Origin of the sequence: Pseudomonas sp. C1C7, assembly GCF_013359595.1 — a bacterium.
Classification (GTDB): domain Bacteria; phylum Pseudomonadota; class Gammaproteobacteria; order Pseudomonadales; family Pseudomonadaceae; genus Aquipseudomonas.
In genome coordinates this window covers 124,276-141,740 of record NZ_JABFMP010000012.1, presented here as the reverse complement: position 1 = coordinate 141,740, position 17,465 = coordinate 124,276, and the positions used below count along the sequence as shown (strand labels likewise).

The window sequence follows — 17,465 nt, the reverse complement described above, 5'->3', positions numbered from 1 at the left end:
CTTTTTTCAGGCTGGTTTTTTCAGACTGGCGCTACCGGCGTATTGCGGCATGGTGATGCACGCGACGTTGCCGCCACCGAGGAGGATTTCCCGGGAGTTTTCGATGCCGACGATCTTGTGCCGCGGGAACAGCTCGGCCAGGGTCGCCAGCGCTACCCGATCGTTACGGTCGCCAAACAGCGGCACCACGATGGAGGTGTTGCCGGCGTAGTAGTTGATGTACGACGCGCAGATTTTCGTCCCGGCCTGACGGGTGTGGGTGCTGTCCAGCTGATCCAGGCCTTCGGCCTCTTCGGCAGTCCACTCCAGCACATCCGGTTGCGGCAGCTTGTGCACGATCAGCTCGCGACCGCGGCTGTCGCGGGTGCTGCGCAGGATGTCGTAGGCCTCCTGATAGATTTCCCACTGCGGATCATCGCGATTGTCGGTCCATTGCAGCACCACTTCGCCAGGGCGCACGAAACACGCCAGGTCATCGACGTGGCCATCGGTTTCATCGAACTTGCAGCCCCGGGGCAGCCAGATCACCTGCTCGGCGCCGAGGTAGTCGTTCAGCCGGCGGGTCACTTCTTCCTTGCCCAGGTGCTGGTTGCGGTTACGGTTGAGCAGGCATTGCTCGGTGGTGAGGATGCTGCCCTGGCCGTCGCTCTGGATACCGCCCAGTTCGGCGATCAAGGGTGCGCGATAACGGTCGAAACCTTCGATTTCGAGGATCTTGCTGGCGATCTGATCATCCTTGTCCCACGGGTAGTACAGGCCGCCATCGAGGCCGCCGTAGGCATTGAACTCGAAGTCCACGCCCCGGACTTCACCGCTCTGGTCGTTGACCACGAAGCACGGCCCACTGTCGCGGAACCAGGTGTCATTGCAGGTCATCTCCACCACCCGGACCTGCGGCGGCAGCTGGCGGCGGGCGGTGGCGAACTGCGCGGCGGAGGCGCAGACCGTGACCGGCTCGCTCATGGAAATGGCAGTGACGATCTGCACCCAGACTTTCTGCGCGGGCTTGGCGCCGTTGCGCCAGACATCGGTGCGCTCCGGCCAGCCGAGCCAGCAGCCGGACTTGGCTTCGAACTCGCCGGGCAGGCGGAAACCGTCGAGTTTTGGGGTGGTATCGAGCAAGCGTGCCATGGTCAAACCTCATCAGCGGGGATTGGAATGACCACAGGCTAAGGTGGCCGGCGCCCTCCTCGCCAACGATGATTATTTCGGAACACTTGAATTCAACTCATCAATCGGCCAACTGATCGTTGAACCATTCCAGCATCTGCGCCACGGCCGGACGCTCCAGCCGTACCCGTTCACACACCAGCGCGTATTGGCCCAGCGCGGTCATGCTGGCGGTGAACGGCCGCACCAGTCGGCCGCTGAGCAAGTCTTCCTGCGCCGTCAGGTTATCGCCCATGGCTACCCCCTGCCCCTGTACCGCCGCCTCCAGCGCCAGACCGGCATGGGCAAAATACAACTGGCGTTGCGCTCGCAGGTCACCGGCATGGCTGGTGAGCCAGGCGGTCCAGGTCTTGCCATCCTGATCGTCGTGCAACAGGCAATGACGGGCCAGATCCTTCGGTGTTTTCAGGGTGCCCTGGTTGAACAGGCCCGGACTGCACACCGGGAAGAACTGCAACGCCGGCAGCGGCCGGACGAAATACGCCGTGCTGTCCACGGGGCCGGTGCCATAAGTGATCGCCAGGTCGATGTCCTCTCCTGGCGCGGTGGCGTCGATCGGCTGTTCGTAGAGGTGCAGGGTGATATGCGGGTAACGCGCATAGAAATCCGTGAGCCGGTTCATCAGCCACTTTTGCGCAAGTTCCGCGGTGACCGCCAATCGAAGCACGGCAAGGGATGAGGGGTCGCGCAGTTCATCGCAGGCTTCGCCGATCATTTCGAAGGCTTGCTGCAAACTTTGCATCAGGCGCCCGGCGGCCATCGTCGGACGGATCTGCCGACCTTCGCGGATGAACAGCGACACCCCCAACTGTTCCTCCAGCTGCCGAATCTGATGACTGACTGCGCTGTCGGTCACGCACAACTCGGCCGCCGCCCGGCCAAAATGGGCATGGCGCGCGGCGCATTCGAAGGTTTTGAGGGCTGCCAGTGAAGGAAGTCGGCGCATCGGTTCGGGTCCGGAATTCGAAGCGCCCATGCTGACCCGGTGAATGGTAACCGTCCAGTGGGCGGCGTTATCTCCTCGCGCAATACCTTCAAACAGTTACCCGTCTCGCCATATACACCCGGCAGTTTTACTGTGCCCCGGGCAATGAACTTATGTCATTGCACGCTTCATTCAACTCATTAAAACAACCAGGGATTGGTTATGACACACAGCAAACTGAGCGCCTTATCCGCAGCAATAACCACATTAATAGTATCCACATCGACTTTCGCAACGGACCTCGGCGAAGGCCTTGGCAATGGATCCGATGCGGTACTACTCAACAATCAGGATGGTCACTACAAACGCTGGAATGGCATTGGAAAGCTGTTCCTCAATGATGCCCCCGGCTGTACCGCCAGCCTTCTGGACACTCGCGACGAAAACGCTCGGGCTGTCGGACCGGCTTACCTGCTTACCGCCGCGCATTGTGTGCCTGGAGTGATCCGCTCAGCACTGACGCCAGCAGACAAGTACAACGTGAAGTTCAATTATTTCAACGACACGCCTACCCGATATAAAACCCATGCCATCAAGGGCGTCGTCTGGAAAGACTTCGAACTGACTGACCTGGCAATCATGGAACTGGACGTCGAACTCCAAGCCCTGATCAACCAAGGCATAACGCCACTTGCACTCGCCTCGCAATGGTCGAAGGACGCTACCGATGTGCTGATCGTTGGCGCCCCTGAAGGTTTGGAGCGATCCGGACTGCGCTTGGCGGCCTGCACTCAGGGCCCCACGGAGGCCGAATTGGTGGAAGGCGACCGCGTCGCTCTCAAGACCTTGAAAAACAGTTGCCGTGACATACGCCCAGGGTCCTCGGGAAGCCCCGTGCTTGACAGGCAAAGCGGCGAAATTCTCAGTGTCATGTCGACCAGCACCTACGGCGCGATAGCGGACGAGCAATGCTTTAACAACGCGCCCTGTGAAGTAAAAAACGGGACGATCGTGTGGTCACCGGACACGCACTATTCGTCTGCGGCGGATTATTTGATGAGTTGTTTCAGCGAAGGCGTTTTCAACAAAGATTCGAACCTCTGCAAGTCCGACGCTCCATTCCAGTTGACTGAACTGAAATATTGGCCAACCCAATATCTGACCATGCCAAAAAATGCAGCGAGTCCGGATCCCGTGCTCAATGCACAGTTCTCCTTGAGCACGCCTTACTACCGCTTCAAGACAGTAAGGGAAGTTGCCGATTGCAGTTCTGCGAGAAACTACAGCGGCACTCTTGATGCCAAGGATGTCGTCCTCGACACACCTATCAGCCGAGTCGCTGGCATGCACTACCTATGTGTCATTGGTGTGGAGTCAGCCGAACAAAGACCGACGGCCGATTTAATGAAAAATGCCTGGATTACGCCTGCGCAACTGGTGGAAAGAGCGCCGGTTCGCCCGGCGGAACCCACCATTACTCTGGGTGCCGACTGGAACTACCGCGTCACGTGGCACTATCGGATTCCAACTCACTTTGGCGTGCTTTATTACGCGGGCCCGGCAGCAGATACCGACTGCAGCCAGATAAAAATTGCCGACTACTCCCAGACCTTCGAAGCGGTGACGTTCATGGCCGAGCAACTACCGTTGAAGTTGTGCAGCAGAAATCAGGATTTGAGTGACCGTTACTCGGATGTTCGCACTGACCTGCTGGCGCTGCCCTGACGGTTGATCGTGAGCTGGCCCGCTCCCACAGGTTCAAGGTGATGGGAGCGGGCCCGCCCACGATCGCATCAGTACTCTTGTCCTCGATCTTCTAGGCTGTACCTGAACTCTCAAGCCATTGGTGGCCATCATGCATCTCGAAGGCTCCTGCCATTGCGGCGCGGTATCGTTCAGCCTGACCAGCGCCCACCCCTACCCTTACCAACGCTGCTATTGCTCGATCTGTCGCAAGACCCAGGGTGGCGGCGGTTACGCGATCAACCTTGCCGGCGACGCCGACAGCCTCAAAGTTCGCGGACGCAAAAACATCACGATTTACCATGCGCTGTTCAAGGGCGAAGGCGAGGCGCGAGCCCACCGTAGCAGTGCCGAGCGGCATTTCTGCTCAGTGTGCGGTTCGGGTTTATGGCTGTTCAGCCCGCAGTGGCCAGCGCTGATCCACCCGTTTGCCTCGGCTATCGATACGCCGTTACCGGTGCCGCCGGAGCACACGCATTTGCTGCTTGGCTCGAAGGCACCTTGGGTGGAAGTGGATGTACAGCCTGAAGACAAGCAATTTGAAGATTACCCCGAAGAATCCATCGCCCAGTGGCATGAACGTCTGGGTCTGGGTTCATAAACTTGCGGGGTCAGGCAGCCGGCACACCGCTGTGGAAGCGGAATTCAACGTCCGGGGACTCGATCAACTCTTGCTCGGCGGCGCGCACGCGGTCGATCACGTTGGCGATGTCCTTGGCGTCCCCGTACTGGTAAGCCAGCTTCAAATACCCCTGGAAATGCCGTGCTTCGCTCTTGAGCAGACCGAAATAAAATTTGCCCAGCTCTTCATCCAAATGCGGCACCAGCGCTTCGAAGCGCTCGCAACTGCGCGCCTCGATGAACGCGCCCACCACCAGGGTATCCACCAGTTTCACCGGCTCGTGACTGCGCACCACCTTGCGCAATCCCGAGGCATAACGCCCGGCGGAGAGCTGGCGCAGTTCGATCTTGCGCTTTTTCATCAGGCGCATGACCTGTTCGTGATGCACCAGCTCTTCCCGGGCCAGGCGCGACATCATGTTGATCAGGTCAACATGGGAGTGATATTTAGCAATCAGGCTCAGCGCGGTGCTGGCGGCCTTGAATTCGCAATTCTTGTGGTCGATCAGCAAGGTTTCCTGATCGGCCAGCGCGGCCTGGACCCAGCCATCGGGGGTGCGACAGCCAAGGAATTCGTGAATTTCGGGAAGGATCATGGGGCCCACGGAATAAAGGTTCGAAACGAAAGGCGCCGATTATACCGGCCTGCCCACAGACCACCAGCGGCCGACCGTTGATATGTATCAACACCCCGGCCGGCAGCCAGCAACTATAGTTGTGCAACGCCATGCGTTTTCATTTCAGGAGATCCCGATCATGCAAGCCATACGCAGCATTCTGGTGGTCATCGAACCCGAACACTCGGAAAGCCTGGCGCTCAAAAGAGCCAAGTTGATTGCCGGTGTGACCCAGGCGCACCTGCATCTGCTGGTGTGCGACCCCAAGCATGACCACAGCGCCATGCTCAGCGTGCTCAAGGCGGCCTTGCTGGAAGACGGTTTCAGCGTCACCACCGAACAGGCCTGGAATCAGAGCCTGCACGAAACCATCGTCGATGTGCAGCAGGCCGAAGGTTGCGGCCTGGTGATCAAGCAGCACTTCCCCGACAGCGCGCTGAAAAGAGCCCTGCTGACCCCGGCGGACTGGAAACTGCTGCGCCACTGCCCTACCCCGGTGCTGCTGGTGAAAACCGCCGGTTCCTGGAAGGACAAGGTGATTCTGGCCGCCATCGATGTCGGCAACACCGACCCGGAACACCGTCACCTGCACAACACCATCATCGATCACGGCTATGACATCGCCAGCCTGGCCAGGGCCCACCTGCACGTGATCAGCGCCCACCCTTCGCCGATGCTGTCGTCGGCCGACCCGACCTTCCAGCTCAAGGAAACCATCGAGGCGCGCTATCGCGAGCAGTGCCGGGCGTTCCAGGCCGAATTCGACATTGACGATCAGCACCTTCACATCGAGGAGGGACCTGCGGATGTGCTGATTCCGTTCATGGTGCACAAGCTGCAGGCAGCGGTGACGGTGATCGGCACCGTGGCGCGCAGCGGGCTTTCAGGGACGTTAATCGGCAATACCGCGGAAGTGGTACTCGATGCGGTGGAAAGCGATGTGCTGGTGCTCAAGCCGCAGGAGATTGAAGATCATCTGGATGAGCTGGCCAGCAAGCATTGAGATGTGTGGCGTCAGTTGAACCGCATTCGCGGGCAAGCCTCGCTCCTGCAGATCACCTCGACCTGCAGGAGCGAGGCTTGCCCGCGAAGCTCTTGAAAATCACCCGCCGAACGCATCCTTGAGAAACCCCGGCGCGATATAGCGCTGGTAATGGGCCTCGGACAGCAGAAAAAACTCCCGATCGATCGCATCGCGCAATTGCGGCAGGTTCCACTCGCGAAACTCCGGCAGCAGCACCATCCCGTAAGCCTCAAGATTGTTGATCACCCGCGCCCCCCGGGCGATCAGCTGGTACGCCCAGCAATACGCCGACTGATGGGGCACGAAGCGGATCTTGCGCTGCTCCAGCTGGGTCCTGAGCAGCGCCGTATCGAAAATTTCCACCTTGGCCGCCATCACCTGGGACAGCAACTGCTCCAGACGCAACCACACCGCGCGCTTTTCTTCCTCGTTGTAGCCGTTCCAGTGGATCACTTCATGGTGGAAACGCTTGCAGCCACGGCACACCAGATCACCGTAAACAGTGGAGCAAAGGCCGACGCAGGGAGTCTTGATGGTCTGATTGGGCATAGGGAGGCAGAAGGCCAAAAAGCGAAACAGGGCAGCATGTTAGCCCTTTGCCCGCCATTGATCACCCCTCAAAGTTCAGGGCCTTGGTCAATCGCGTCTCGCGGCACGCTCCACCAAAGTCCAATAAACCGCGACTTACCTTTAATTTTTTTTTGCCGTAGAATCAGCCAGCCTTTTTAGGCGCCAATGTCCGTTAGAAGCTGTTTTCAAAGCGTCACGAGCACAGTCGTTCCTTCAGAGCGGTGTTGGCGAGGGGTTTTTCCAGCGGGGAAAAGCCCAACGCCAACCCTCATCAGCTCCCGTTCTGCAGGCGTAAAACTTTGAAAGCAGCTTCTGTAAGGAATTGTCGGTAATTCTGGCTAAGTGGCTCACAACGCCATGCAGCGCATGAGTACGGCAATTTCGGGATGAGCGTCCCGGACACCCATTTGGGACCACTGATGAGGGTAATAACTGTGCTTGAAGCCTACCGCAAACATATCGAAGAGCGCGCAGCACTGGGTATCGTTCCCCAGCCGCTTAACGCCGAACAAACTGCAGGCCTGGTCGAGCTGCTGAAAAATCCCCCGGCTGGCGAAGAAGCTTTCCTCGTTGACCTGATCACCAATCGCGTTCCGCCAGGAGTGGACGAAGCAGCCTACGTCAAGGCCGGCTTCCTCTCCGCCATCGCCAAAGGCGAAGCCAAATCCCCTCTGATCGACAAGAAGCGCGCTGTTGAACTGCTCGGCACCATGCAGGGCGGCTACAACATCGTGACGCTGGTAAGCCTGCTGGACGACGCCGAACTGGCACCAGTGGCCGCCGAAGAACTCAAGCACACCCTGCTGATGTTCGATGCTTTCCACGACGTGGCTGAAAAAGCCAAGAACGGCAACGCTCACGCCAAGGCCGTGCTGCAGTCCTGGGCTGACGGCGAGTGGTTCGTGAAGCGTCCAACCCTGGCCGACAAGATCAGCCTGCGCGTATTCAAGGTCACCGGCGAGACCAACACCGACGACCTGTCCCCTGCTCCGGACGCCTGGTCCCGCCCTGACATCCCGCTGCACGCCCTGGCCATGCTGAAAATGGCTCGCGACGGCATCGTGCCTGACGCACAAGGCGTCACCGGTCCGATGAAGCAGATCGAAGAAATGCGTAACGGCGGCTTCCCTGTTGCCTACGTGGGCGACGTGGTCGGTACCGGTTCTTCGCGTAAATCGGCCACCAACTCGGTTCTGTGGTTCTTCGGCGACGACGTTCCTTACGTGCCGAACAAGCGTGCCGGCGGTTTCTGCTTCGGCAGCAAGATCGCTCCGATCTTCTACAACACCATGGAAGATGCTGGCGCACTGCCAATCGAATTCGACGTTTCCAACATGCACATGGGCGACGTGATCGACCTGTACCCGCATGCTGGCAAAGTCTGCAAGCACGGCACCGACGAAGTCCTGACCACCTTCGAAATGAAGACTCCGGTCCTGCTGGACGAAGTCCGCGCCGGCGGCCGTATCCCGCTGATCATCGGCCGTGGCCTGACCGAGAAGGCTCGCGCCGAGCTGGGTCTGGCACCTTCGACCCTGTTCAAGAAGCCAGAAGCCCCTGCTGAAAGCACCAAGGGTTTCACCCTGGCGCAGAAAATGGTCGGCAAGGCTTGCGGCGTGACCGGCGTTCGCCCGGGCACCTACTGCGAACCGAAGATGACCACCGTGGGTTCTCAGGACACCACCGGTCCAATGACCCGTGACGAACTGAAAGACCTGGCGTGCCTGGGCTTCTCCACCGATCTGGTGATGCAGTCCTTCTGCCACACCGCGGCTTATCCAAAGCCGATCGACGTGACCACCCACCACACCCTGCCTGACTTCATCATGACCCGCGGCGGCGTTTCCCTGCGTCCGGGCGACGGCATCATCCACTCGTGGCTGAACCGCATGCTGCTGCCAGACACCGTCGGTACCGGTGGTGACTCCCACACCCGTTTCCCGATCGGCATCTCGTTCCCGGCCGGTTCCGGCCTGGTAGCGTTCGCCGCTGCCACCGGCGTCATGCCGCTGGACATGCCTGAGTCGATCCTGGTTCGCTTCAAGGGCGAACTGCAGCCAGGCGTCACCCTGCGTGACCTGGTTCATGCCATCCCTTACTACGCGATCCAGAAAGGCCTGTTGACCGTAGAGAAGAAAGGCAAGAAGAACGCCTTCTCCGGCCGCATCCTGGAGATCGAAGGTCTGCCTAAGCTGACCGTCGAGCAAGCGTTCGAACTGTCTGACGCCTCGGCTGAACGTTCGGCTGCCGGTTGCACCATCCAGCTGTCCAAAGAGTCGATCACCGAGTACCTGCAATCGAACATCACCCTGCTGCGCTGGATGATCGGCGAAGGCTACGGCGATGCACGTACCCTGGAACGTCGCGCTCAAGCGATGGAAGCCTGGATCGCCAACCCTGAGCTGATGGAAGCGGACAAGGACGCCGAGTACGCCGAAGTCATCGAAATCGATCTGGCCGACATCAAGGAGCCTGTGCTCTGCGCGCCGAACGACCCGGACGACGCCCGTCTGCTCTCCAGCGTTGCTGGCGAGAAGATCGACGAAGTGTTCATCGGTTCGTGCATGACCAACATCGGTCACTTCCGCGCTGCCGGCAAGCTGCTGGATCAGGTCAAGGGCCAGCTGCCAACCCGTCTGTGGCTGTCGCCTCCGACCAAGATGGACGCTCACCAGCTGACCGAAGAAGGCTACTACGGCATCTACGGCAAGGCTGGCGCCCGCATGGAAATGCCAGGCTGCTCGCTGTGCATGGGTAACCAGGCACGTGTAGAGCCGAACTCGACCGTTGTGTCGACTTCGACCCGTAACTTCCCGAACCGTCTGGGTGACGGCGCGAACGTCTACCTGGCTTCGGCCGAGCTGGCGTCCGTGGCTTCCATCCTGGGTCGCCTGCCGACCGTCGAGGAGTACATGGAATACGCTGGCAAGATCGACAGCATGGCGGCCGATGTCTACCGCTACCTGTCCTTCGACCAGATCGCCGAGTTCCGTGAAGCTGCAGCGAACGCCAACATCCCGGTCGTTCAAGCCTAACGTTACAAAGCAATGAAAAACGCCGCCCTTCGTGAGAGGGGCGGCGTTTTTTTATGCCCGTAGGAGCGAGGCTTGCCCGCGAAAGCCCTAAGCCCCAACGCAATTCCGGAATTTCCCTACGCATTAAAGCGATCCGCCTGACTGCGCCAAGCAGCAGACACGCGCAAAGTCCCAAGCCTGACAAGCATACAGGGACATGTGTATGTTCACTGCTGACAAGCCAGTGGTATTCCGACTCGAAATCAAGGGTTTCCCCCACGATCTGCAAGTGCTTGAGTTCGAGTTCACGGAAGCCATCAATGAGATTTATGAAGTCAAACTTGAACTGGTCAGCGAACGCCCTGACCTGTCTCTCGAAACACTTCTGCACCAACAAGCCTATCTTTCCTTCGGCCTTGAGGGTCGCGGCGTGCACGGACAGGTCTATCGTGTCGCCCAGGGTGACTCCGGAGCGCGGCTGACCCGCTACCAGATCACGCTGGTACCTCATCTCGCCTATCTGGCCCATCGTCACAACCAGCGAATCTTTCAGCACCAGAACGTGCCGCAAATCATCCAGAGCGTACTGAGCGATCACGCAATGCAGTCCGACGTCTGGCGCTTTCTGGTGAGCGCCGACTATCCGCCCCGCCTGTATTGCGTGCAGTACAACGAGACCGATCTGGCGTTCATCCAGCGATTGTGCGAGGAAGAAGGCCTGCACTTTCATTTCGAGCACGACTCCGATGGACACGTTCTGGTTTTCGGCGACGACCAGACCGTCTTCCCCCGGCCTGACGCGCCAACCATCTATACACATGACAGCGGCATGAACGCCGCTTCGCCGGTGATCGACCGCTTCAATGTACGCCTGGAAACCCGCACCAACCACGTCATCCGCCGTGACTACCATTTCGAAAAACCCAATGTTCAGTTGGAGTCCGAAGCAGCTGAGAAGCGTGTTCCCGTGCTGGAGGATTACGCCTTTCCCGGTCAGTTCACCCACCGCGATCGTGGCAAACACCTGAGCCGGCGAGCCCTTGAGCGGCATCGCGCGGACTATCGTCAAGGCAATGGACGCAGCGACCAGAGCCTGATGCGCAGTGGCAGCTACCTCGATATGCGCGAACACCCGCGCCCCGACTGGAACGGTTTATGGTTGCTGACCCGCGTAGTGCACACGGGTCGACAACCGCAAGTGCTGGAAGAGGTCGCCGACGATGGTGATGGTGTCATTCAGGGCTACCGCAATCATTTCGTCGCGACGCCCTGGGATGTGATTTTCCGTCCGGCACTGAAACACCCCAAGCCACGGATCACCGGCAGCCAGCACGCGGTGGTGACAGGCCCGCCCGGCGAAGAAATTTACTGCGATGCCTACGGCCGAGTGAAAGTCCAGATGCTGTGGGATCGGGACGGCCAGCTCAATGAGCGGACCAGTTGCTGGCTGCGGGTGGCGACGGGTTGGGCCCATGGCCGCTATGGCAGCGTACAGATACCCCGCGTCGGCATGGAAGTACTGGTGGGCTTCACGGAAGGCGATCCCGACAAGCCCTTCGTCCTCGGCTGCCTGCCCAATGCGGTCACTCCAGTGCCACTGAACCTGCCGGCCGAACGATCCCGTAGCACCCTGCGCAGCCACAGCACTCCCGGCGGTGGCGGTTACAACGAACTGCGAATCGAGGACAGGAAAGGTGCCGAAGAAATCGCCATTCGCGCCCAACGGGACTATGTCCAGCATGTGCTGCATGACCAGCGCGTACAGGTCGACAACGAGCTGACCGTGGTGGTCGGCGGCATTGCCAGCCAGGATCTGCGCAGCGATGAGCACCACCTGACACATGGCAACCGTCTCACCGAACTCAAGCAGGATGATCATCTGTGGGTGCAAGGTGACCGCCATGTTCGAGTGGCCAGCCAGCGGCTCAGCGCCAGCCAGTACGTGCACCTCGGTGCAGGCCAGCAAGTGGTCATCGATGGCGGCGCCCACGTGACGATCAAGGCTGGCGGGCATTGGTTGACGCTGGGGCCGGAAGGCATTTTCAGCAGCGTGGCGATAGTCCAGGGAGGCGCCCCGGCAGTTGGCCTGCTGGCGGAACCCTTGGTACCGGGAGCACTGCTTGTAATGAAAGTGTCATTCGATGCGGTTCAGCAGCGCCATGCCCTGATTTCAACCCGCGCCTCGCGCTGCCTGATCTGCGAGGCCGCCCAAGCATGAGCCTTTCCACTTCTCTGCCTGAAAATCTGCCATGGGGCGAGCAGCAGGCCTATGCCCTGCTGGACGGCGCGACCCTGAGCAACTTGGCAGACCGGATAAAACAGGCCAATCACGCGGCACTCACCCTCGCCCTGTACGACCAGCCACCCTTTAGTGCATTGCGCGATGTGTCTCCATTGCTGGTGGTCATCGAGAAGCCTGACGACCCCATGATGCAATTCTTTGTCCACCATGCTCCCATGGAATGCGGTGTGCTGTTGTTCAGCCCGGTACAAGCCCATGTCGTCGCCGAACACTTAAGGAAACTGCTGACCGTGGAGCTGTCCGAAAGCTCCTCGGTGCTGTTGCGGCTGGCCGATGCTGCCGTGATGCGAGCATTGCTGAGCAGCGCAGATCAAAGCTTGTTCGGCCCGATGTCATGGGTGGTAACAGCCGACTGCGTCAACTCGGTCTGGCACAGTCACCAACCCCGACGACCCGAATGCCCCGCCCTGCTCGCGCCTTATCGGCTCGATCCGGCGCAGATCGCGGCGCTGGATCAGGTTGATCACCGACGATCGCTCATTGAACTCGACGCACATTTGCTCAGCCACTTTCCTCAACGCCACTCAGGGGAAAGCCTGGCTCAACGCTGGGCGGGACTTGAACAGCTGGAGACCGAGGCCTCGGCGCTTGGGCTGCAAGGTCAATCGGAGCTGTTTTATTACGCCAATCTCATGGCCTGGCTGGATGGCGACATCGACCAATATCCCCGTATCCGCCACCTGCTCCACACCCCCACCCTGCAATCACCCGGCGAGCGCGTCGCGCTGGCCGCGGCCCTGGCCCATGAATGGGCGTCTGAACGGGACCTATCATGAACCAGCACCCCGCCAATCTTGCAGCAGCCGCCGCCTCGAAAGCGCCTATCGGCGCGCCCGCGGCCTGCCCGCTGCGACAAACTCATGTACAACTGCTGCCGCTGCGCTACGGCCTGGTGGAAAAAAACCTCGATCCCAGTGCCGAACTGGAGATGCCTTACTCCCTCACCGCCCGCCCTGTCGGCATCCGTCTGCTGCGCGATGGCTGGCTGTACATCATCGACAGCCCAAGCGGTGAGCTGAACGAGTACAGGGTGCAGGGCGGAATCGTCAGCGCGCTGCTGCACAAAGGCAAAACGGTTCACGAGGATCAGCGAGCAGCCTTCGAGGAGGCCCCGGCGCTGATCTTTTCCCGCAAGAGCACCTTATACGTGACGTTCTCCGAAGTGCAGTGGACTGCCGCCAAATGCCGACAGGTGCTGGACAGCGCCGAGGAGCGCAGGCATTTCATGCAGGCGGTCAATCTCGCGACGGTGCATTGTCAGAAGGGTGGCAAACATCTGCTCACCGTCGCCCAGGCCCGGCAATGGCTGGCAGAACTGGCGGCAGAAGCGGAACCGGCCAGCACCCCGTCGACAGGCACCGTCTCCTTGCCCCGGGTGCAGGTCAGCGACGCCCCCGAGCATGAACGCGAACCTTATCTGTGGGAGCAACCTCGGCGCTTTCGCACAGCACACATCGGTGAATTTCTGGGACGGGTACGCGCGGCCTATCAGGACGACACGCTGTTTTTGCTGGTCAACGACGACCTCGGGGTGATGCGTGATCTGGCGGACTATCAGGACACCGTGGTCGGCTGGGTGGATGACTGGAGCAATGCCGACAACAACGAGCGAGATTATCTGCTGGCCTGCTACATCGAGTCGCTGAGTCAGCTCGGCGAACAGGATTTTGACAGTCTGGCCAAGGCCAGCGACCAACCGCAGGTCAAAGCGCTGTTTGCAGACCTTGAGCAGTTGACTGAGCCGGATCGCGAGAACACACGCAGGGCCCTGCTCGATTACCTGAACAAGGGCGGCAAGATCGAGCCGGCCGGCACCGCGGCCTCCCCGCAGCTTCAGCAATTACGCAACAAGGCACTCGACGACGCGCTGGCGCTGAACCGCTTCGACGGCGTCGCGCCGGACTTCACCGCACAAGGTCGGGCCATGGCAGAAACGGACCGACGTTATTACACGAAACAATATTTCGAGGCGGTCGCCCCACCAGCATTCGTTGATCAGCACCTGAATGCGCTGGTCGATCTCGCAAGAGATCAGGATCGGCGCATGCAGGACGTCCTTGAAGGTCCGGTATTGAGCGGTAAGCGCGGCATCAATGACCTCATCGACCGCCCAGCGATGGACCAGGTGTTGAACCGTCATCGCGACGACCTCAGCCGCTGGAACCGCCTGCTCGACCGCATCACCGCCGACCGCACCCAACTGCTATGCGCCGGCCGTTACCACCGTTCGGCGTGGTACTACGACGCCCAGGTTCCGGCGCAACTGGGCCAGGCGTTCACCGCCGAATACGCCTGCCTCAAGGACGTTTGCCGCAGCGACATTGCCAGCGAACTACTGCTCGGTTTTCTGGAAAAACACCCGGAGCTGACCCGACCGCTGTTCTACACCTTGCCGCTACGCGTGCAGTCCGAACAGGCCGGGCAGTATTCAACGCTGTTCAACGCGGGCATGGCGATGTTCAACAACCTGCCGGACTGGCTGACCCAACTGCGCAACGTCGAACATCCCCAACTACCAACCCTCGACGACCTGACCGACCCCACCCGCGCCATTGCCGAGGCCGCGCAGCACAGCTACAGCCCGGCGCTGAACCTGGGCCTGATCCGCATCCTTGAAGGTTTCGACCTCTCGGCGCAGAAATTCCCCGACCTGGATGAACTGTTCCAGCGCCTGCCCAAGGGCCTGAAGCTGCGCCTCTTCGATGCCGCGAGAACCAGCGGCGTAACCTTCACCTTCGCCACCCCCGCCGAACAAGCTGCCTTGCAATCCGAAATCAAGGAACTGCTCAGCGAACGCGACTACCTGAAAATGCTGGTTCGTGAACGCGGCCGCCTGACTCACAACAAAAACCGCCAGGGCCACAAAACCCCACGAGCCGTGGAGTTGCAGAATGAAATCGACCGGGTAAAGGCGGTAATCGCGCAAATCGAAGGACGAGTGGCCGGGGCATTGAGCCCTATTCCGGAACTGGCGAACGAAACGGTGAGTATTTACAGCCCAACACCGGCGCGGGCCGGCGTGACGGTGAAATTTCCGCCGGCGCAGCAGCAGGAGTTGCGCAATTTGATGGCGAATATTCGGTTGGGTGTGGGTGGGTTGTCGACTGGCAGTCTGGTGAAGACTGAAGGGATGGGGTTGGTGGTGGTTTTGGTGCAGGTGGTGAATTTGGTGGAGGTGGTCAAGGAGACCTTCAAACAATCAAAAACCAGTCTAACGATTGAGCCTCTTCTGGCTGCTACAGCGACAGCTGGAGCTGCTGGTTTTACTGCGGCCCAGAGTCTCGCTGATACCGCCTTGAAGGCCTACAGTGCAAACCTTGTTGCAGGGCTTCAACAACATGCGTTGCAAAACGTATTTGTGCAGGTGGGCAAGTTACATGTTGGATTGGGCGCTTTTACTTATGGTTTGGGATTGATGTCGTCAGCAATCAGCCTTGAGAAACTAATTCAAAATTTGCAGCAAACGATTCGAACTGGAAATTATCCAGCACAGGCGGCGGCTACATTAGCTACGTTGGGTTCGGGCGGAATCACCACTTTTAATGCCTATGGTCTAGGATCGACCGCATATTCCGGTTACACCGTACTAGTCGCTGAAAACAGTGCAGCACGCGTTGCGGCATGGGCCGCTGCTGGCACACGCCTTTCTACCATTTTCTTTCGCTTTAACTTGGCAGGCGCCTTGTTCACTATGCTTGAACTTAGCGGCACTTGGCTGTTCCATCGCTACAACCTCAGCGCGCACGAAAAATGGCTGCAAACCACGCCTTGGAGCCGGAACGCAGAAACACGAGGCGATCACTCACTGGAAGACTATCGTTGTCATCTCGCCTATCTGATCAACACTCCCTACGTGCAAGTCGGTCCAGAGCCATACGACTCCTGGCTGAAAAACCTGTTGCTCAAAGCCAGACCCGGCGATATCCACCTGATACTTCCCGGACTGACATTGAGTGACTTCCTCCCTCCCTTTGCCGGTAAACCGACGCACCGTTTGGATATTGGCGCAAATCGTATTTGCACGCTCGTACATGGTCGAGGAACTCCACGAGAACGCGTGGATGTAATAAGCGAAGAGATCTTTGACAGCCTGCGTATCGTAAAATCCAATCCGGAAGCATTGGTGATCTGTCTTCGATGCCCGTGGAATCGTGAGACCGAGTACACGGTAGTGAAAGAAATACTGGAACTGGCGGTCTGCATTCAGACGTTGAACGACAAAGGCAATTGGACGTCGCGAACATCTTTCATTCATCTTGACCCTCGAGGTGAAGGGCACTTTGCCGTAATCGATCGTCAATTGGTCAAAGAAACACCTCCTGTGTATCTGGTCGAAACCGAATATTTGGAGTACGCCGACCATGCCAAATGATCAGGTTCAGCAAGTAATCGGCCCGCGGCTTCAAAAGCTGACAAAAGCCGGAGACATTGACTCATTTTCCGGCGGGCGAATCACCTTTATGGCACCGCTGCCATTACCTACACTACTACCTCCATTCGGCCCGCACATAGGTGAGTTTACCGACGTCCACATGGATTTTGGCTCGGGTAGCCCTAAGGTCTATTTTTGGCAAGTCACATTCGGCGTTCCACTTGCTATCGCCTGTATGTTTGCTTTCCTTTTGCCCCTATTTAGTTTTTTTCTTGGCCTCGTTTTTGGGTACGACGCTTTGTATTCCTGGGAGTTCGCGGTACAGCTTTTTTTTGAGTCATCTACATTCGGAATGAAGGGCGGCTTTTCCATATTGCTCATCAGCTTGGCTGTCTGGCAGCACGCGCACAGAAAACGCGCCACCATCACCCCAACCCGCTTCAACCGCCAACGCCGCGAAGTCTGTTTCATGCCCAAAGGCGCGACCGAGCCCGTCTTCGCCCCATGGGAATCAATCTTTGCCTGGATCATCGAAGCGAAAGGCGCCACCCAATACGGCGTCCATCGCCAATACGGCATGGGCATCGGCTTCGAACACGGCGAAACCCTCACCAGCCTCGAATTCCCCTGCGCCGCTCTACCGCTGGTCATCAGCCATTGGGAAGCCATCCGCGGTTACATGGAATACGAAGTCAACGACCTCAAATCGATTCAGGTCTTGCAAGACCTGCAAGGCCCCGACGACCCGCCTCACGAAGGCCTGCACACCTTCCACAACGCCCGCGCCCGTATGCACCAGCAGATCCGCGAAGGTTCGCGCAGTCGAACATCAGGATTTTTCTGGTACCTGTACCACGTCATGACCTTGTGGACGATCCCCAACCACCTCGTCGAATGGGAAGTGCGCCGTTTCGAAAAAATCGGCAAAAAAGCACTGCCTGACGTCATGCGCGAATGGTCAGAACCGCTGCCTAAAGAGCAATGGGCCAAGCCGAGTGAGGAACTGCTGCGGATGAGTGAACGCGTGCGGCAATTGCAAAAACGTCAGCCGCGAAGACCCATCACCGAGATTTTTGCTCAAGTGCAACGAGGAATATGAGTCCAAGC

General features: G+C 59.0%; 12 protein-coding genes. 8 read left to right on the top strand and 4 right to left on the bottom strand.

Translation table 11 applies throughout. The features are described 5' to 3' along the window. Positions 1–6: 6 nt before the first annotated feature. Positions 7–1,131 carry an agmatine deiminase gene (gene aguA / locus HNO86_RS12785; protein WP_175377313.1) on the bottom strand — a complete coding sequence of 375 codons (1,125 nt, stop codon included), beginning with the start codon at positions 1,129–1,131 and terminating at the stop codon, positions 7–9. A 100-nt stretch (positions 1,132–1,231) separates the two neighbouring features. Then, positions 1,232–2,116, bottom strand: coding sequence for a LysR substrate-binding domain-containing protein (locus tag HNO86_RS12780; protein WP_175377312.1), 885 nt, complete (start codon positions 2,114–2,116; stop codon positions 1,232–1,234). A 201-nt stretch (positions 2,117–2,317) separates the two neighbouring features. Between HNO86_RS12780 and HNO86_RS12775 the strand changes: the two genes are divergently transcribed. Together HNO86_RS12775 and HNO86_RS12770 are read left to right on the top strand one after the other, a co-directional pair. After that, on the top strand, positions 2,318–3,820 hold the full coding sequence (locus HNO86_RS12775) for a serine protease (RefSeq protein ID WP_175377311.1): 1,503 nt from the start codon (positions 2,318–2,320) through the stop codon (positions 3,818–3,820). Between the two features lie 130 nt (positions 3,821–3,950). After that, the gene (locus tag HNO86_RS12770; RefSeq protein WP_175377310.1) at positions 3,951–4,439 is read left to right on the top strand and encodes a GFA family protein; all 489 of its coding nucleotides are present in this window, start codon (positions 3,951–3,953) and stop codon (positions 4,437–4,439) included. A gap of 10 nt (positions 4,440–4,449) precedes the next feature. Here HNO86_RS12770 and HNO86_RS12765 read toward each other — a convergent pair whose 3' ends face one another. Further along, positions 4,450–5,055 (bottom strand): tRNA-(ms[2]io[6]A)-hydroxylase, encoded by a 606-nt coding sequence (locus HNO86_RS12765; RefSeq protein WP_175377309.1) that lies wholly within the window; start codon positions 5,053–5,055, stop codon positions 4,450–4,452. A 160-nt stretch (positions 5,056–5,215) separates the two neighbouring features. On the opposite strand from HNO86_RS12765, the gene HNO86_RS12760 reads away from it, so the two are divergent. Continuing rightward, positions 5,216–6,079: a universal stress protein gene (locus HNO86_RS12760; RefSeq protein WP_175377308.1), complete on the top strand. Its 864-nt coding sequence runs from the start codon at positions 5,216–5,218 to the stop codon at positions 6,077–6,079. 99 nt (positions 6,080–6,178) lie between these two features. Here the strand turns inward: HNO86_RS12760 and HNO86_RS12755 are convergent, their stop codons facing one another. Then, positions 6,179–6,649: a DUF1289 domain-containing protein gene (locus HNO86_RS12755; RefSeq protein ID WP_175377307.1), complete on the bottom strand. Its 471-nt coding sequence runs from the start codon at positions 6,647–6,649 to the stop codon at positions 6,179–6,181. A 455-nt stretch (positions 6,650–7,104) separates the two neighbouring features. Between HNO86_RS12755 and acnB the strand changes: the two genes are divergently transcribed. The 5 genes from acnB (at position 7,105) to HNO86_RS12730 (ending at position 17,457) form a co-directional block, all read left to right on the top strand. Beyond that, positions 7,105–9,705: a bifunctional aconitate hydratase 2/2-methylisocitrate dehydratase gene (gene acnB / locus HNO86_RS12750; protein WP_175377344.1), complete on the top strand. Its 2,601-nt coding sequence runs from the start codon at positions 7,105–7,107 to the stop codon at positions 9,703–9,705. Positions 9,706–9,907: 202 nt separating this feature from the next. Then, complete coding sequence (locus HNO86_RS12745; protein ID WP_175377306.1) at positions 9,908–11,902, top strand: type VI secretion system tip protein VgrG; 1,995 nt, start codon at positions 9,908–9,910, stop codon at positions 11,900–11,902. Beyond that, positions 11,899–12,762: a DUF4123 domain-containing protein gene (locus HNO86_RS12740; protein WP_175377305.1), complete on the top strand. Its 864-nt coding sequence runs from the start codon at positions 11,899–11,901 to the stop codon at positions 12,760–12,762. The genes HNO86_RS12745 and HNO86_RS12740 overlap by 4 nt, the downstream gene beginning before the upstream one ends. Then, positions 12,759–16,358: a toxin VasX gene (locus tag HNO86_RS12735; protein WP_175377304.1), complete on the top strand. Its 3,600-nt coding sequence runs from the start codon at positions 12,759–12,761 to the stop codon at positions 16,356–16,358. Before HNO86_RS12740 ends, HNO86_RS12735 begins: the two co-directional genes overlap by 4 nt. After that, a complete protein-coding gene (locus HNO86_RS12730) occupies positions 16,348–17,457 on the top strand; it encodes a hypothetical protein (RefSeq protein ID WP_178131187.1) in 1,110 nt (369 codons plus the stop codon). Before HNO86_RS12735 ends, HNO86_RS12730 begins: the two co-directional genes overlap by 11 nt. Positions 17,458–17,465: the final 8 nt, after the last annotated feature.

Bases quoted from the DNA above. Each gene is read 5' to 3' on its own strand.
- HNO86_RS12740 (WP_175377305.1), top strand. From the start codon at position 11,899: ATGAGCCTTTCCACTTCTCTGCCTGAAAATCTGCCATGGGGCGAGCAG.
- HNO86_RS12755 (WP_175377307.1), bottom strand. From the start codon at position 6,649: ATGCCCAATCAGACCATCAAGACTCCCTGCGTCGGCCTTTGCTCCACT.
- HNO86_RS12775 (WP_175377311.1), top strand. From the start codon at position 2,318: ATGACACACAGCAAACTGAGCGCCTTATCCGCAGCAATAACCACATTA.
- HNO86_RS12780 (WP_175377312.1), bottom strand. From the start codon at position 2,116: ATGCGCCGACTTCCTTCACTGGCAGCCCTCAAAACCTTCGAATGCGCC.
- HNO86_RS12760 (WP_175377308.1), top strand. From the start codon at position 5,216: ATGCAAGCCATACGCAGCATTCTGGTGGTCATCGAACCCGAACACTCG.
- HNO86_RS12770 (WP_175377310.1), top strand. From the start codon at position 3,951: ATGCATCTCGAAGGCTCCTGCCATTGCGGCGCGGTATCGTTCAGCCTG.
- HNO86_RS12735 (WP_175377304.1), top strand. From the start codon at position 12,759: ATGAACCAGCACCCCGCCAATCTTGCAGCAGCCGCCGCCTCGAAAGCG.
- aguA (WP_175377313.1), bottom strand. From the start codon at position 1,131: ATGGCACGCTTGCTCGATACCACCCCAAAACTCGACGGTTTCCGCCTG.
- HNO86_RS12730 (WP_178131187.1), top strand. From the start codon at position 16,348: ATGCCAAATGATCAGGTTCAGCAAGTAATCGGCCCGCGGCTTCAAAAG.
- HNO86_RS12745 (WP_175377306.1), top strand. From the start codon at position 9,908: ATGTTCACTGCTGACAAGCCAGTGGTATTCCGACTCGAAATCAAGGGT.
- HNO86_RS12765 (WP_175377309.1), bottom strand. From the start codon at position 5,055: ATGATCCTTCCCGAAATTCACGAATTCCTTGGCTGTCGCACCCCCGAT.